This is a genomic window from Solibacillus sp. CAU 1738 (genome assembly GCF_039888725.1).
In the GTDB taxonomy this organism is placed as follows: domain Bacteria; phylum Bacillota; class Bacilli; order Bacillales_A; family Planococcaceae; genus Metasolibacillus.
The window spans coordinates 837,646-854,209 of record NZ_JBDQQN010000001.1; the positions used below are offsets into that span (position 1 = coordinate 837,646).

Consider the following 16,564-nt stretch of genomic DNA (forward strand, 5'->3'; position numbering starts at 1 on the left):
ATACTATGGAACCAATTAATATCGTCAACAGTGTGTATGCACCACTTGACCGCAAAAATGTAGATACAGACCAAATTATTTCTAAAGAATTTTTAAAGCGTATTGAACGCACAGGATTTGGCCAATATTTATTTTACCATTGGCGTTTTGATGAACAGGGTAATGAAATGACTGATTTCGTTTTAAATAAACAACAATATAAAAAAGCTGAAATTTTGGTTGCCCAAGATAATTTCGGCTGCGGCTCTTCACGTGAGCATGCACCGTGGGCTATTTTAGACTACGGCTTCCGCGTTGTAATCGCACCAAGTTTTGCGGATATTTTCCATAATAACTGCTTCAAGAACGGCATTTTACCTATTAAGTTAACAGAAGCAGAATGTGATGAATTACTTGCGCAAGGCTTATCAGAAGCGCAGGCCATTGAAGTTAATCTTGAAGCACAAACCGTAACTTCTGCAAGTAAAGAGTACCACTTCAAGATCGACCCTTATTACAAAGAAATGCTATTAAATGGCTGGGATGAAATTTCGTTAACGTTTAAGTACGAGGACGAAATTGCAGCTTACGAGGCTAAGAGAGTAGTATTTGAATAATAGTTAACCTCCTTGAGAAATGAAATCAGGTTTCGACTGTAGAAAAACTCGGAAAAACGAGTTGTCTACAGTCTTTTTCTAGTTTTCCGAAACTTATCGCTCACTTTCCCATAGGAGTTCAGTAGGCTATTCTAAACAAGATATTACCTTTCCATATACTTCTCTTTATGAATAAAATATCTTCAAATAATTCCCATAAACTAAAAATAAGGTAATATAAGATATAACGAGAAATCATGAACGCTAACATCTAGATGTAAATTGTGCCTTACAAGTAAATAGCATCTGCATCAACTTTATGTTTTTCATGTTTTCTTCTACATAAAAAAAGAATTAAATAATGAGTCTAATTTAAGAGAATGGGGAGTATATAGTGCAGAAATTACAAAATTACCACCGAGCTTTTGGTGTATATGGTATTTGTGTGGAAAATAATAACCTATTAGTAATAAATAAAAATGGGGGACCTTATATAAACCGTTATGATCTGCCAGGTGGTAGCTTAGAAACGGGTGAAAGCTTATCAAATGCAATGAAAAGAGAATTTCTTGAAGAAACAGGCGTTGAAATTGAAATCCTAAAAAATATTGGTGTTTTAGATTTTCAACTACCTTGGGACTGGAAAGGTTTTACTGATGTTCATCATATCGCCGTATATTATTTAGTTAATAGAATTGGTGGAGAATTGAGTGAACCACTACAATTTGAAGGCCAAGATTCACTTGGCGCTTTATGGGTATCGGAGGAAGATGTATCAGTTGATAATGCTTCACCATTAGTTCTTAAAGCATTTGAATGGATAAAAACAAACACGCTAGGTATAGACGCTGAATGTTATAAAGAATGGAAAGTGTATAAATGAATTTTTTGTTCTAGTAAAGCTAACGGCGTAGTTTATTGGAATTAGATATTTTAAAACAATAAGGGGGAAGTGAATGAAAAAGTTTTTTACTTCTTTATTAGCCGTTGTTGTGTTGATAGTGGGAATTTATTTTATTGATGGGTTATTTAACTTGAAACCACCTAAACCAACTATAACTATTGAAAGTAATAAAGTAGAAGTGGCACAAGGTTCTTATTGTTGGAGCGGGGTTATTACCGCTAAGTGTGTCGATATTATTGCTCCACCAGAAATAATTGAGCATCAAGAACTTAAACCGGTACTTGTATCACCTGAAGCTAAAATAAAAATAGAATTTAATCGTGAACCAAAAGAATTGGGCGTTAATAAATGGTCTAGTCACGACGAAATAGAAGACGTCCCATTAAACGAAGACGACGTATTTTTAGTGCCAAAAGAAAAAGGTGTTTATATTTATAGTGTGTATGGACAATGGAAAAAGGGCAGTTCCAGTTATGTCTTTGTAATTGAAGTTAAGTAGTCTTGTCAAACTAATTGAGGCGATTGTTCAAGTAGAGCAATCGCTTCTTGCATGTGGAAGTCGAAGATAAAAGAAATTGTAAAATAGGCGAGATATTTCATTGGATAATTATTACAATACAACTATATAATTGTGAAGAAATGTACTTAAGCTAACAAAGTAGGTAGTTGATTAAGGGATAATCCATAGTGTAAAGAATTATTTAAAGTAGTAGTAATACTTGAGGTGAAAAAAATGAAAATTCAATTTTATGATATGGGATTAGTTAATGAAAATGAGTTGAAATTTGCAGTTATAAGTACTATTTATAAGGATAAGTGGCTATATGTAAGACATAAAGACCGAAAGTCGTGGGAAATTCCTGGTGGACATAGAGAACCTGGAGAACTAATTATTGAAACAGCTAAAAGAGAGTTATTTGAAGAAACAGGGTGTAAAATAGTTGATTTAGTTCCGATTTGCGACTATTCAATGGATGATTCTACTAGTAAGGTTTTTGGAAGGTTATACTTTGCGAAGGTAAAGGAAATTGGTCAAATGCCAATATCAGAAATTGACGAAGTGAAATTATTCAATAATCTACCTAATAACCTTACTTATTTTGAGGTTCAACCAAAATTGTTTGAAAAGACACTAGCTTTCTTTGAACATTGTAAAGATTTGCACTTAAAGTAACAGGGCAATTATATAATTAGAGCAATCGTTTCTTGTAATAATGACGCAGTTTAGTTGAACATCAAACTAATTGCTGCTTAATTGCTTGTTGGTCCACGGTTCCATTATTTTTCCAAGAATATTTTCAGGATTATAGTTTTAGTGTTAGAATAAACGTATAATTCTGAAAATTTATACCACTAACGGAGCAGGATTGTTTTAGTAAGTATAGTAAATTAGGAGAAAAAATGTGAAAATGCCAACACACATTGTACACATGGCAAGCAACGGTAAAAAACACATCATTTCCTCTAACTCTTTAAAAAACTACTACATGAATAATCATAAAAATTAAATAGACCAAATTTCAGGAGGTAAAAAAATGAGAAATTTTATTATTAAAAATGGAACAATCATTGATGTGGAAAATGGAGGTTCTTATGTAGGTTCAATTGAAGTAGAAAGAAATATGGTAAAAAGAATATATAAAAAAGAAGACGTGTTACCAGAAGGGGTAAATACGGTTGATGCTCAAGGTAAATATATTATTCCAGGCTTAATCGATATGCATTGTCATATTAATGATCGATTTGCTCCCCATTTCGTTGCATCAGGGGTAACGACAATACGTAATACTGCAGGTAATGTCCTTTTACTAAAGAACTTAATTGAACAACCTGATGATGCACCAACACCACGAATTTATGCATCAGACAGAATGATTGACGGAACACCTGGTCAATGGGGTCCAACTAGTTTTGGTGCTCTCGTAACAGACGATCCAGAAGAAGCGAGAAAAGAAGTTCGTAGACAAGTAGAAGTAGGCGCAAAGTTTGTTAAATTGTATGGATGGATTAAAAGAGACGTGATGGAAGCGGCTGTAGATGAGGCGAAGAAGTATAACTTGGAAGTTGCTATTGATTTGGTGAATTCTAAAGATTTAACTGCTTTAGATGCAGCTGAGTGTGGGGTTACTTGGATTGAACATGCATCTGGTTTTGCACATGAGATGTATAAGGGATGGAATCTATTTGTAGACCAAGAGGAATGGCTTCATATCGATTGGGAAAACCCAGATCAAGAAAAAATTAAGGAACTTTGTGAAAAAATGTTGGCATACAATGTGAAATTATGCCCAACAATGGTTGTTTACGATCAATCTATCAAATATCCTGAATTTTGGTCTCCTAAAAATATTATCATAGAATCTGCTTCAAAGATAAATTACATTATGCAATATTGGAATCAACAAGCGGAACATGTAGAGTCGATAAAAAAATATAATGCCAAAACACATAACTTAGATAAAGCCATTGCTAAAATCTACTATGATATGGGTGGAACAGTAGTTGCTGGAACGGATACGCCTGCCTTAATGTATACATACCCGGGAATGGCCTTACACCGTGAACTTGAAATATTTGTGGAAATTGGCTTTACTGAAATGGAATCTTTACAAGCAGCGACAGTAAATGCGGCAAAATCGATCAATCTGGATGATATTGGTGTAATTAAAGAAGGATTTATTGCTGATTTAGTTATTTTAAACGACAATCCATTAGATAATATTAAACATACACAGGATATCCATACCATCGTGAAGGGCGGTAAAGCGTATACGCAAGAGGATATACTGAGCCATATTCCGAGTGAAGAGGAAGTGGAAAAATCAATAGCTGAATTCACGAAAGTATGGGAAGCATTAGGAGTGGATTAAATGAGAGGGACTGTCTAATGGCTATAGTTATGATCAGCCAGAAATTAATGTGGATATTATGAGCAGAATTTGATGATGTTTTTACACTAAATTCTTGGATAAAGCTCCCTTTACCTTTGTAGATGTACAGATATAATATATAATCGTACAGTTATGAAACTGAATCCCTGCAAAAGAACTTAGTATTATTTGAACTGCCCCGTAAAAGTTAGACATCAATCTAACTTTTACGGGGGTTTTTTTATGGCAAAAGTAATAATGAAATCGCATCCTTCCTTACCTTTTTGTCATAAATAAACATACTTAGCTCTTGAAACTGACACTACTGTCATTTTATAATAATGACAATAGTGTCAGTTTAAATTTCGTGAATGGGGGAATGAGGATGACTAGTGGTTCTGATTCAAAACGTCTATATAAAAATAAGGCTTTTTTGTATTTGATTGCCTCCCAGAGCGTTTCGGCTATTGGGAACTGGTTGGATATTTTGGCTGTAATTACTTTGGTTGCTGTAAAGTGGAATGCTTCACCAATTGCAGTGTCTGGTGTAATGCTATTGTTTGTAGGTCCTATGGTTTTGTTTGGCCCTTTGAGCGGGGTGTTAAGTGATCGTTTTGACCGACGTTTAATTATGTTGATTTCCGATCTATTTTGTTTAGTCCTTGTTCTTGGAGTTGCATTTTCAACGCAACTATGGCAAGTATTTATATTATTATTTTTAAAAAGTTCGTTTGTAGCATTATTTATTCCCTCAAAAAATGGTAAATTAAAAGAAATCGTAGAAGATGATCAAATGCAGGCTGCAATGGGAATCAGTGGGATGATTGATAATGGGGCAAAAATAATTGGTCCAGTACTTAGCGGAATGATTTTTGCGACTGCAGGCATCCAATTGGCATTTTATATTGATGCTCTTACGTTTGCTATATCAGCACTCTTTTTACTTGGAGTTCCAAAGGACCATCGAAATGTTATGGTTGAAGAAGACGAACAGCAAAAATTGAATATTACTTCTAATTTCCTGGTAGAAATGAAAGAAGGATTCTCTTTCTTAAAAACAATTCCTGTCATTTTAGTTAGTTTAATTATTACTACATTGTTGCTTCTAGTTTTACAAATCGCCGATACTCAATTCATGGTCCTTTTAAGGGGTATCTTTAAAGATCCTGTAACCGTGGCGGGGTATAGTATGGCTGCTAGTGGCGGCGGTATGTTTGTAGCATCAGCAATATATACAAAAAAGCATATTCGTTCGACACTAGGTTGCATTTTTTTCGGTGCATTAGGACTTGGAATTTCACTAGTAGCTCTTGCTCTTATGTCTCATCTTCCCCCTACATTTCTTTCAATTGCATATCCTATACTATTTTTTCTAGCTGGTTTTTCTTTTGGATCGGCGATTATACCTTTAAACATAATTGCACAAAAAAGTACTCCTGTAGATAAAACTGGCCGTGTCTTCGGAATAATCAACAGTATGACTACACTTGGGACATTGATTGGAATGGTTTCAGGTGGAATTCTTTCCGAATTGTTTGGTGTTATTACGACATTTATTGTGTCAGGCACATCTTTAATTGCAGTTAGCTTGTTAACGATCATAATAAAATCTCCTATTGAAAGAAGGATTCGAATGTCACCTAAAGTGTCGAAACAATACAAAGAAAACCGCAAGCTTGAAATATTGAAGGCTGCAGAAACTGTGTTCTGTCAGAAAGGTTTCGAACCTACAACTATGAAAGACGTTGTTGAAGTATCTGGGATGAGCCGAGGCGGGGTATATCAATACTTTTCTAGTACAGAAGAGATGTTTAAAAGCATCTTGAATGAAAGGGACGAACAGTTTGAAAAGAAAATTCATAATCTTATCCAAAGTAATCAAACTGTTTGGGAAACTATAGAGTCTATTTTAGATGAGTACAATAAAGATTCATTTCATAAAATTAGTGCAGTTACTTATGAATATTTCGTCACAGGATGGCGTAGTGAAGGAATGGAGCGTGTTCCGTATTTACTTTCACGTTTCAATCGTGCAAGGGAGAACTATATCAAAATGCTTCAAAAAGGAGTGGACACAGGTGAATTTAATCCAAAACAGCCCCTAACTACAATTGCTACCTTTATGATAAATGTTACCGATGGTATTTTATTGGAGACAAATCTTGCTGGAAAAAAAGAAGCTGACACAGAAGGACAGATAAAAGCTTTGAAATTATACCTTCAAACTGCGCTGCAAATTTAAACTAATATCCTGGAAACGGGTGCATTTCCGTTTTAGGAATAGCGTCTTTTTTGCATGGAATGGCCAGATTATTAGAACAACACCTTTTAATGTGTCTAGATTTTCTGTTTTTTTTTTAAAAGTACAGTTCCATTCACTTTTTTCATGCCCTATTAAACTATGAATTGCTTCAATGGGGGCGCCATCGTTTAATAAATGGAGGATTTATCCATCGTACGAACGGAGCGGTTTAAGAGATTTTCTAATCATAAGTGGGTTTCACTCATAACTAAAATTACGGATTTTTTAAATTCCACATTTGGCGAATGGGCTACTTTATTATTAATTATTATCGGGCTAGTTATTGGATTTTTTTTAGTAATAATATTGTTGAGCAAGAGTCCAACAGTATCAATTTCAAATTCCAGCATAGTAATTGATAACGGCTTAGAGAGTCTTACATTCATTCGAGACGAAATACAAGAAATTTATTATGACGAAGATGAACTAGTAATAGTGGGCACCTCTGGTCACGAACTACTACGTGAATCTTATGATATAAGAAAAGAAACTTTGAAAAATGCATTTAGAAATTATAGTTATCCATTCAGTTTAATTGATCCATATAAAACTTGTTTTAAGTTATGGTCAGCGAGCACAGAAGAGTTATCAACCGCTGCAAATGCATTGATGAAAGCAAGAGCACTTGCTATAAAGAACAAAGAGAAAGACGAAATAATAGATATTAGTGATGAATTATCCAAACTAGGGGTAATAGTAAAAGATGATGATACAAAGCAATATTGGAGGTTTGTTACACCAAATCTATAAAGGATTTTTCATTAGAACTAATGATTACATAATATATTTCAAATAAGTTTATAAAGCAAACGGGCGCAATTCTTGAAGATGAATTGTGCCTTTTTCAGCAATAGGGCCATTATCTGGAATAAGGTATATTCAACTAACAGCATAAATTGAAAAAACAAAATCAGCTTAAATCATCAATATTTTAACTTTAAAATCAAAATTAAAAGGTAATATCTGTTAAAATATAACAAAAGGGAGGGGACTACCGAGGTGACTAGAAATGAAAAAGAAATTCTATTACTGAATAGTGACAAAAACTTTAATACATTACTTGAGATAATTGAATCCGTACCTAGTAGAAAAAGGGGGATTTCCATTGAAACTCAAGAAAGGGATAAGAGTTTTCGCGATGTTTTAATGCACCTGTATGAATGGCATGCAATGCTGGAAAGATGGTATAGAGAAGGAATGAATGGTGATATCCCTTTTATGCCAGCACCTGGTTATAAATGGCGTACTATAGGGCTACTCAATATGCGAATTTGGGAAAACTATCAAGATGTAACATTAAATCAAGCTATAAAAAAATTGAAGTTAAGTCATGAACGAGTGATGGAACTAATTCAATTACATACCAATGAACAAATCATGACAAAAAAGCATTATAAATGGACAAAAACAAGTAATTTATACAGCTATTTTGCAGCAAACACTTCCGACCATTATATTTGGGCTATAAAAAAATGTGAAGTAATTGCAAAGTCTATAAAAGAAGTGGAAGAGGACCAGTTTGTAAAATAATGTACTCAAACTAACTGTGCTTTTCTTCAATTACAATCTTCCGCAATCGGCGCGTTTAGGGAATAAGGATTTTTATTTACTATGGTAAAATATGTAATCAAGGTAAAATCTAAGAAGTTTTAAATACTATAAAAAATGTTTTGTAGAATGAATGTAAGGGTGGAGAGCTAACTTGGAAATCACAACAGAAAGATTAATAATTAGACCTTTTAAGAGTACTGATTTACAGGATGTATTTGATATTTATAATAATGATGATACATGTAAAATTGATAGTTGGAATGTCTTATGCCGTGTGTGAAAGTGGCTTGACTTAGAGAGGAGATAAAAAGATGATTGAATTACGAAAAATAGACGGGGATAACATAGATGAAGTAATAGCGCTTGATGTTGAAGAAAACCAGGAAGACTTAATAGAAACTACTAACCTCAGAAGCTTTGCAGATGCTCATATGTTGAACGCAGACGGGATACCAGCGACTCCACTAGCCATTTATGTTGATGATACTATGGTTGGATTTTTGATGTATATTTATGATACGACGGATCATGAATCATTTCAAAATGAAGTTTATTACGGGAAGAAGACCTATTTCATTTGGCATTTTATGATTGATAAGAGTTATCAGGGGAAAGGATATGGCAAGCTTGCATTTGAAAAAATGTTGGCGGATATTGAAACTATGCCAAATGGGGAAGCACAATATGTAGACCTCTTTTATCATAAAAGTAATGTCATAGCTAAAGAATTATACGCTTCATTTGGTTTTGTAGAAACAGGCATCATTCAGGATAATTCGGTGCATGCGAAATTAGAAATCTAGATGGGAAAATAAAGGAATCCTTGTAGAATAGCATTTATCTGAAAGAAATATAAGCTATCAACGCTTGCCCCATAATAAACACAAATATCCAGAAGAAAAAACCGGTTTTGTTAACTCTGTCTTAGCAAAAATATAATATTTATACCACATTCGGGCGCAATTGTGAAACATAAAATAAAAGGGATGCTACATATTAGCCATGTATAATATGTAGTATCCCTGATTTTTTTCGATTTAGACCTTGATAACGTATGATATTATCTAAGGGGCCCTATTAATAAAGTCTAAGCATTAGACACAAATTTTGATAAAACTAGTACTCAAAGATTAAAACCGTTGAAATTAGGTTCCGCACTTTTGGTTGTATTGAAAGGACCTACATCACTACATACCCAAAGGAGCAACTATTCTTCAGACCCACCTTGGTGACCTGCATAGTTGCCCTCACCGGGATCAAAATCAATGACTATGCGGTGCGGAACAGCCAATGCATATTGATGCTCGCAGCGCCAACGCATCTCCTCTGTAAAACCCATCGTTTCTCCATCTGTGATAATATCACCTTGCTTAAACAAATAATAAGCAAAGTTAGTCAAGCAGTCTGCAACCTCATTGGTATCCATATCATAGAAGTGGCATTGCACATCAGGAATACCTAGTGCAGCAAGCCCAATGGAATCCATGAGACATTCCTGGCGGTCACTGCCAGTCCCCTCAACATTGTAGAACCGAATGTTCAATGCACCATACAATATTTCGCCATCATCAATAGCAGCCAAAAACATGGATGGCTCGACCAACTTATTGCTTTCTCTAAAATAAATCGCAGCGCAAGGGACCGTTTCCACTATTGCACGAAGAACATTCGTATGTAGCTCCAATCTTTTTTGGGGCTCCAGTCCAGATGCCATCATATCGACAAGTAACAACGCGTGACTACACTCTTGCAACGTTTGACCTGCTTCATTCCAATGCCAACTTTGCTGCAAAGCGGCTTCGTAATCAGATATCGGACCTATATTCATGCCAGTAAGCGTTGTTTGTGCAGGCAATTCTCCTTCTGCATATTTCACCATATAATTCAAATGAAAGAAGTGAAGCATTTCGCCGTTCTCCTGTTGCTCATAGGGCTCCCATACTGCCAGCGACCCACTCATTTCATTTTGTGGTCGATCTGTTTTCCCCATGTATTGTTCTATCTTGCTGTAGAGTAGTTCGCGGTCCACTACTGGCTTTTCTTTAAACAGCAGTTCAATAGCATAAACTCTAGCAAACCCGAAGTCTTTCTCCTGCTCTATGATTTCATTCATAAGGCACTCTCCTTCATTCTGTATTGTTTTCTTAATCATATATTGATATGTTCATCCACTTCATCAAGAATACACGAAAAATTACCAACCGCCCATCATACTTTTTCCTTATTATTTCCAATTGTGATTGTCGAAATATTTTACATCTTTCAATTTTCTATATAAAAAATTGACTTGAGTTTAACATATGGTTTTGAAATAATTGGTATTATGCAATCGGACGAGATTGTTGGCGATTCTAGAGAAGATGAAATTTTATTGAAAAGGCGTTTTTTGAGATACAAGCGTTGGTAGTTATTGAAAGACAACAAGAATTGATTGATGGTAATGATAAAAAGAAAAATGTTTTTAATAAAACACCTCTGCCGGATAACATTAAATCAGTGGTAAAAAGGCATTAGCCTCAGATAGTTTAGTTAAGTAGCTGAAGGTAAAGGATTCGAAGCTCATCAAGATATAGATATCCTTCCTTGAAGATCATTGAGTTGCATATGCAGCTCTTTTTTCTATATTGAACTAACGGTGCCGTTTAGCTGAACAAGCACCTTCTATTGCATCCTCGACCAAACATGTGTAAAACCACTATGTTAAATAATATAAAGTTATGGATGGCTAAAGGTTCCGGAAAAATTAATAGGTTGGTGGTGAAATCAAATATTAGTTTCTTTTTATATTTTAATGGTAACGTGGGTTATTATATTTACTATGTTTTTATACAGTCAGAATAGAAAAGGTAAATTAAAGAAGATTACTTTTAATCGATTTGCAATAGTGTGCTTAATTTCTTTTGGGTCAATGATTATAACAATTGGATTTTTGAGTCTAATGGGATAAAAGGAATGTTGAGAGAGACGTATTTCACTAACGGGGACGTTACTTTAAGAACACTGAGCTGCTTAGACAGCTCTTTTTTTTATTGTGCTAATCCAGCAGGATACTTTAATAATATTAATGGGTTTTTATGGTAAAGTATATTTATAGAAAAAAATCTAATTTTGAATAAGAGAAAATTCACATTTGAGACATGAGGGGAAGATTAAAAATATGATAAATCAAGCTGAGCGGTTATGGAAACGTATTATTGAAAGAGGTTCAAATAACGGAAGTAACTTTAAAGAATTATTAAATCTTCAGTCGGGTGCAAGTGATGAAGAGTTTCAACTTCTTGAGGATACACTGGGTGTTATACTGCCTGAAGAAATGAAGAGCTTTTACAGGGTATATAACGGACAAGTTTGGGAAACTGGGGTGAATCCATTTGTGAGAAATTTGACTCTATCACCTACTTCTGAAATTATAGATAATTGGATTTTTTTACAAGAAGAATTCGATCCAGATGATGATTTAGAGCCAGATATTGAAAAAGAGCTTAAGCCGTTTCTTTGGAACTCAAAATGGGTTCCAATTGCAGTTAATGGTGGTGGTGATTATCTTTGCATTGATACAGATCCATCTGAAGCTGGGGTGGTAGGACAGGTTTTATACTTTTGGCATGATTGGGGAAGTCGTTCTATTGAGGCAAAGAATATTTTTGAATTTATAGAGATTTGTTTGAATGAAGAAATTTAATATATATTAAGGGATTGTGAAAAAAACAATTAAACTAACAAAGGGCGATTGTTCAATTAGCGCAGTCGGTTTTTGGGCTAACGGAGCAGTTAAATTTAATAAGTAAAGGTCTTATATGACGGATAGAGAACTAACAAAATTTGTGAATAACATGAGGTGATGAAATAAGATGAATTTTAAAATAATAAAAGGGCAATTTAGTTCTTTCAAACAATTAGTAAATGGTATAAATGCAATTTCTAGAAAGCAATCTACACTCTTGATAGGGATAGACGGTTGTGGAGGTTCTGGAAAAAGTACGTTTGCTGACAAAATAAAAGAAGACTGTTCTAATGTAACGATTGTTCATAAGGATGATTTTTACCTTCCTTCCTCTGAAATTATAAATACACATCCGACAAAAAAAACTATTGGTGCTGATTTTGATTGGAAACGTCTTTTAAATCAGGTGCTGGAACCAATTAGCCAAGAAAAAGAAGGGCATTATCAACGGTACGATTGGGAAACGGATAGCTTAGCAGAGTGGCATACTGTTCCTGTTGGTGGCATTGTAATAATCGAAGGCGTATATTCTATTCGAAAAGAATTAGTAGATAAATACGATTTCAAAATATGGGTTGATTGTCCAAGAGAAAAACGTCTTTCAAGAGGTCTAGATAGAGACGGAGAAGAAGCCCGTGAAATGTGGGAAAATAATTGGATGATTTCAGAAGATATTTATGTGGAAAAACATAAGCCATATGAAAGTGCTGATATTGTTGTTGACGGAACTAAGTAAAAGAGAAGTTTTCAACTAACGGGGGGTCAAAAACAAGCGAAGTATTCCTTAAAATAAAACAAACGACATTAATGGAATTTAATGTCGTTTGTTATTCACGATATTCATTTTTTAATAATTAATAAGCATAGTTATAAAGTAATAATAATCTCGATTACCTCTCAATTATCTCTTTTATTATCCAATAATCATACCTGCAATAGCTGCGCTTAAACAAGATGCTAATGCACCAGCTATAATAGCTTTTACACCTAAACGGGCGATGTCAGGTCTGCGTTTTGGTGAAAGCTTTCCAAGTCCTCCAAGTAATATACCTAGAGAAGAAAGGTTCGCAAAACCACATAAGGCAAAACTGATAATGATCACTGTTTTTTCAGATAAAGTATCAATAATCGGTCCAAAATTACTGTATGCAACAAATTCATTTATGACTAGTTTTTGACCGATAAAGTTTCCTGCTATTAAGGCTTCATCCCACGGTACACCAATTACAAAAGCTAAAGGTGAAAAGATATAGCTTAAAATTAATTCGATAGATAGTTGATCAAAACCAAACCAACCACCAACTAAACTTAAAAATCCATTAAGCAATGCGATTAAGCCTATAAATGCAAGAAGCATTGCACCAACGTTAAGTGCTAATTGAAGACCTGTTGATGCACCATTTGCAGCGGCATCAATTACGTTTGCAGATTCTTCGTCATTTGACATATCAGAGTCTTCCGCATCTTCGTGGCTTTGTTCCGTTTCAGGAATCATAATTTTAGCAAGTACTAGTCCAGCTGGTGCTGACATTACGCTTGCCGCAAGTAAATATTCCAAAGGAACACCCATTAAAGAATATCCTACTAATACACTCCCCGATACAGAAGCTAAACCGCATACCATAACGGAGAACAATTCTGATGTAGTTAATTTGTTAATGAAAGGTTTTATCACTAAAGGAGCTTCAGTCATACCTACAAAGATATTTGCAGTCGCAGAAAATGTTTCAGCTTTTTTTGTGCCTAACAGTTTTGAGAGGGCACCGCCAACATATTTGATTACAAACTGCATAATTCCTAAGTAATACAAAACAGAGATTAATGCTGAGAAGAAAACGATAATCCCTAAAACATTAAATAAAAAAACATGGGTAATACCTGATTCTGGTGTATAAAGACCACCAACTAGGAAGTTAATTCCTTCATTTGCGTATCCGATAATCGCATTAACGCCATCGGTTATTTTTTGAAAAGCTGCGCGTCCTAGTGGCCATTTTAACACAATAAACGCAAAAGAAATTTGTATTGCTAGTGCCACCGCTACCGTGCGAATATTAATTTTTCGTCTGTTAGTAGAGAAAAGAAAGGCAATACCTAAAATACATAAAATCCCTACTATTCCCCATAAATAATTCATTATGTCACCTCATGATATTATTAAACAGTAATATAATTTTTATGCGAAATTAATATATCAATACAATAATTTTTTTGCAAGAGGGGAATTTTAAAAAAATATAAAATTTATCGAGTAAAATCTGGAAATGTACATATTGTCAAGGGTGTCATTTAGGCAGCTTAGCGTAAGAAGGGATTAATAACTTTTTATAGAAACTGTTAATTATCGGGAATGGGTGGATGTTCACGGGGCATTTTAGTGTAAAAGGGTTTTGGCTGGAATTGTCGAATAATATAAATGTTGAAAAATGTTTATTTGGATTGAAATATTATATGGCTACAGCAGAAACGGTAAGGGAAATGTTGGATTAGTATAACAATAATGGATTTTTAAATGAATCTATTCTTGTAGCATTAAATACAAGTTCCAGTTCAGTAAAGTGAACTGGACTTTTTAATTTTATAAATAACAGGCAATGTACGGTGATAGGTTATAAAAAATGAATATTGGGAAATATTTCTTTTCTTTCTAAAACTTTTTTCGAAGTTGTAGGTCTAATATATAGGGACATATGAAAAGAGGTGAAATTTTGGACGAGAAAATACTAGTGAAGAAAGCGATTAAAGGTGACAATGAGGCATTTCTAGCATTAATGCATTCATATGAGGAAGCATTATATCGAACAGCTTTCTCATATTTGAAGAATGAAGGAGACTCACTAGAAGCTATCCAAGAAGTGACATATAGAGCTTATAAAAGTATTAAAACGGTGAAGGAGCCTACTTATTTTAAAACTTGGCTAATCCGAATCATGATGAATTATTGTCAAGATGTCATCAAGAAAAGTAAGAGGGAAGTGCTGGAGGAAAGAATACTTAGTATACAAGGAATAACCGAAGATTTTACTTTTTTAGAGGTTGAGGAGGCACTTTTAACTTTATCCGATTACGAAAGAGAGTTATTGCATTTGAAATACTTTGAAGAGGTGAAAATAAAGGAGATCGCCGTTATGTGGAATACCCCTGAAGGAACGATTAAAACACGCCTACATAAAGCATTGCGGTCTCTAAGGGCAAGATTTGAAGAGAAAGGAGAGGTTAAAAGTGTTTGAGGAGGAAAAAAAGAAGTTGGAGCAGAGAAAGAAATCAATTGATCAAGTCGAAGTATCAAAGGACAAGTTATATTCTGCCGTACAAAGTGGGTTCGAGAAAGCAAAAAAAGAACGTTTGTTAAAAAGAACCAAGTTAATAAAACGGAGTTCATGGTCAATAGGTATTGTCGCTATCCTTCTCATCTCGTTTATCACATCTGTGAATGTATCCCCTGCTTTTGCTAATAAGTTTGCATCTATACCAGGGATGGAACGTATTGTTGAACTTATAAAACAAGATAAGGGCTTAACCGCAGCAGTTGAAAACGACTTTTATCAACCATTAAATCTTTCTCAAAATAAGGGGGGGATTACAGTGACCCTTGATGGGGTAATGGCGGATAAGAAAGGTATGGTTATTTTTTACTCTGTACATTCAAAAAAGAAGAATCTACCTTTAGAAATCGATTATTTAAAGTTAAATAATGAATATAACAGAGAATTACCTGTAAGTGATACTACATTTTGGAGTTCGGCTCCACCAACTATTGAAGAAAAAGTATTTAGTTCCATGATGACACTTGAAACTTATGAAAATCATATATTATGGGATGGTAATCTTTTATGGTCAATTGGCTTAAAGAATGGAGATAAAGTTGAGCAATTCCAAATTCCATTTAAGTTAAAAAAGACTGATGTAGTAAGTAAAACAATTGATTTAAATAAGGAAGTTACGATTGAAGGGCAACGAATTAAGGTTGAAAGAGTTACGATCAACCCTATTCGTGCAGAAGTAAAATTAAAAATCGACCCGAATAACTCCAAAAAAATCTTTTCTTTCCGCAATTTGAAATTTATTAATGATATTGGTGATGAATGGATTTTCAATAATATTGGGACTGCTTTTAGAAGTATAGATGGAAATGAATGGACTATTTCACTCCAAAGTCCTTACTTAAATAACTCTGATAACTTAAAACTAGTGTTTGGAAAAATAGAAGCAATTGATAAAGATGATGCTTATATCCTAATTGATACTGAATCGAAAAAGTTTTTGAAACAGCCCGAAGAGTCGATTTTTACAAATCTAGAAGTTGAGAATAATAAAGTTAGTTTTATAATGGATGTGCAGGGGGATTACACAATGTTAGTATCCTCAAGTTTTGTAGATAATGAAGGAAAAGAATTTTTTATAAAGTACGACCATACTAACCCAATGCCAAAGGTAAGGGATGTAAATGGATCATTGATGAAAACGGCTGAAAAAGGAATAAAACTCGAATTTGAACTTCCGAAGGATTCAATTGAAAATCCTTTACGATTCGAATTACATTCTTATCCAACCTGGATAGAAGAAGATGTGGAGATAGAAATTAAATAGAAAAATGGGGTTTTGGATATTTTTTCATTTTCAGGCAATAACAAAGAG

15 protein-coding genes and 1 pseudogene are annotated in these 16,564 nt (G+C 34.2%); 14 read left to right on the forward strand and 2 right to left on the reverse strand.

Annotated features, from left to right (window positions below; genetic code table 11):
• The first annotated feature begins 5 nt into the window (after positions 1–5).
• The 10 genes and pseudogenes from leuD (at position 6) to AAFN87_RS04290 (ending at position 9,005) form a co-directional block, all read left to right on the forward strand.
• Positions 6–596 (forward strand): 3-isopropylmalate dehydratase small subunit, encoded by a 591-nt coding sequence (gene leuD, locus AAFN87_RS04245; RefSeq protein WP_347789784.1) that lies wholly within the window; start codon positions 6–8, stop codon positions 594–596.
• Positions 597–969: 373 nt separating this feature from the next.
• Positions 970–1,458 carry an NUDIX hydrolase gene (locus AAFN87_RS04250; RefSeq protein WP_347789785.1) on the forward strand — a complete coding sequence of 163 codons (489 nt, stop codon included), beginning with the start codon at positions 970–972 and terminating at the stop codon, positions 1,456–1,458.
• A 73-nt stretch (positions 1,459–1,531) separates the two neighbouring features.
• A complete protein-coding gene (locus tag AAFN87_RS04255) occupies positions 1,532–1,978 on the forward strand; it encodes a hypothetical protein (RefSeq protein ID WP_347789786.1) in 447 nt (148 codons plus the stop codon).
• A gap of 234 nt (positions 1,979–2,212) precedes the next feature.
• Entirely contained in the window at positions 2,213–2,653 is a 441-nt protein-coding gene (locus AAFN87_RS04260) for an NUDIX hydrolase (protein ID WP_347789787.1), read from the forward strand.
• Between the two features lie 361 nt (positions 2,654–3,014).
• Positions 3,015–4,349, forward strand: coding sequence for an amidohydrolase family protein (locus AAFN87_RS04265; protein ID WP_347789788.1), 1,335 nt, complete (start codon positions 3,015–3,017; stop codon positions 4,347–4,349).
• Between the two features lie 385 nt (positions 4,350–4,734).
• Positions 4,735–6,591: an MFS transporter gene (locus tag AAFN87_RS04270; protein WP_347789789.1), complete on the forward strand. Its 1,857-nt coding sequence runs from the start codon at positions 4,735–4,737 to the stop codon at positions 6,589–6,591.
• Between the two features lie 195 nt (positions 6,592–6,786).
• Positions 6,787–7,401, forward strand: a complete 615-nt coding sequence (locus tag AAFN87_RS04275) for a YqeB family protein (RefSeq protein ID WP_347789790.1) — start codon at positions 6,787–6,789, stop codon at positions 7,399–7,401.
• A 249-nt stretch (positions 7,402–7,650) separates the two neighbouring features.
• Positions 7,651–8,181: a ClbS/DfsB family four-helix bundle protein gene (locus AAFN87_RS04280; RefSeq protein WP_347789791.1), complete on the forward strand. Its 531-nt coding sequence runs from the start codon at positions 7,651–7,653 to the stop codon at positions 8,179–8,181.
• A gap of 172 nt (positions 8,182–8,353) precedes the next feature.
• Positions 8,354–8,449, forward strand: a pseudogene (locus AAFN87_RS04285) (GNAT family N-acetyltransferase); the annotation flags it as partial.
• A 64-nt stretch (positions 8,450–8,513) separates the two neighbouring features.
• Positions 8,514–9,005: a GNAT family N-acetyltransferase gene (locus AAFN87_RS04290; protein ID WP_347789792.1), complete on the forward strand. Its 492-nt coding sequence runs from the start codon at positions 8,514–8,516 to the stop codon at positions 9,003–9,005.
• A gap of 404 nt (positions 9,006–9,409) precedes the next feature.
• On the opposite strand, the gene AAFN87_RS04295 is transcribed toward AAFN87_RS04290, so the two are convergent.
• Complete coding sequence (locus AAFN87_RS04295; protein ID WP_347789793.1) at positions 9,410–10,315, reverse strand: DUF4261 domain-containing protein; 906 nt, start codon at positions 10,313–10,315, stop codon at positions 9,410–9,412.
• 1,044 nt (positions 10,316–11,359) lie between these two features.
• Here AAFN87_RS04295 and AAFN87_RS04300 point away from each other — a divergent pair.
• Together AAFN87_RS04300 and AAFN87_RS04305 are read left to right on the forward strand one after the other, a co-directional pair.
• A complete protein-coding gene (locus tag AAFN87_RS04300; protein ID WP_347789794.1) occupies positions 11,360–11,884 on the forward strand; it encodes an SMI1/KNR4 family protein in 525 nt (174 codons plus the stop codon).
• Positions 11,885–12,053: 169 nt separating this feature from the next.
• Positions 12,054–12,662 (forward strand): uridine kinase family protein, encoded by a 609-nt coding sequence (locus AAFN87_RS04305; protein ID WP_347789795.1) that lies wholly within the window; start codon positions 12,054–12,056, stop codon positions 12,660–12,662.
• 177 nt (positions 12,663–12,839) lie between these two features.
• On the opposite strand, the gene AAFN87_RS04310 is transcribed toward AAFN87_RS04305, so the two are convergent.
• Complete coding sequence (locus AAFN87_RS04310; RefSeq protein ID WP_347789796.1) at positions 12,840–14,063, reverse strand: NupC/NupG family nucleoside CNT transporter; 1,224 nt, start codon at positions 14,061–14,063, stop codon at positions 12,840–12,842.
• A gap of 571 nt (positions 14,064–14,634) precedes the next feature.
• Here AAFN87_RS04310 and AAFN87_RS04315 point away from each other — a divergent pair.
• A complete protein-coding gene (locus AAFN87_RS04315; RefSeq protein ID WP_347789797.1) occupies positions 14,635–15,156 on the forward strand; it encodes a sigma-70 family RNA polymerase sigma factor in 522 nt (173 codons plus the stop codon).
• Entirely contained in the window at positions 15,149–16,516 is a 1,368-nt protein-coding gene (locus AAFN87_RS04320; RefSeq protein WP_347789798.1) for a DUF4179 domain-containing protein, read from the forward strand. The genes AAFN87_RS04315 and AAFN87_RS04320 overlap by 8 nt, the downstream gene beginning before the upstream one ends.
• Positions 16,517–16,564: the final 48 nt, after the last annotated feature.

Coding starts and splice junctions, on each gene's coding strand:
- leuD (WP_347789784.1), top strand. CDS start 6: ATGGAACCAATTAATATCGTCAACAGTGTGTATGCACCACTTGACCGC.
- AAFN87_RS04255 (WP_347789786.1), top strand. CDS start 1,532: ATGAAAAAGTTTTTTACTTCTTTATTAGCCGTTGTTGTGTTGATAGTG.
- AAFN87_RS04260 (WP_347789787.1), top strand. CDS start 2,213: ATGAAAATTCAATTTTATGATATGGGATTAGTTAATGAAAATGAGTTG.
- AAFN87_RS04265 (WP_347789788.1), top strand. CDS start 3,015: ATGAGAAATTTTATTATTAAAAATGGAACAATCATTGATGTGGAAAAT.
- AAFN87_RS04270 (WP_347789789.1), top strand. CDS start 4,735: ATGACTAGTGGTTCTGATTCAAAACGTCTATATAAAAATAAGGCTTTT.
- AAFN87_RS04275 (WP_347789790.1), top strand. CDS start 6,787: ATGGAGGATTTATCCATCGTACGAACGGAGCGGTTTAAGAGATTTTCT.
- AAFN87_RS04290 (WP_347789792.1), top strand. CDS start 8,514: ATGATTGAATTACGAAAAATAGACGGGGATAACATAGATGAAGTAATA.
- AAFN87_RS04295 (WP_347789793.1), bottom strand. CDS start 10,315: ATGAATGAAATCATAGAGCAGGAGAAAGACTTCGGGTTTGCTAGAGTT.
- AAFN87_RS04300 (WP_347789794.1), top strand. CDS start 11,360: ATGATAAATCAAGCTGAGCGGTTATGGAAACGTATTATTGAAAGAGGT.
- AAFN87_RS04305 (WP_347789795.1), top strand. CDS start 12,054: ATGAATTTTAAAATAATAAAAGGGCAATTTAGTTCTTTCAAACAATTA.
- AAFN87_RS04310 (WP_347789796.1), bottom strand. CDS start 14,063: ATGAATTATTTATGGGGAATAGTAGGGATTTTATGTATTTTAGGTATT.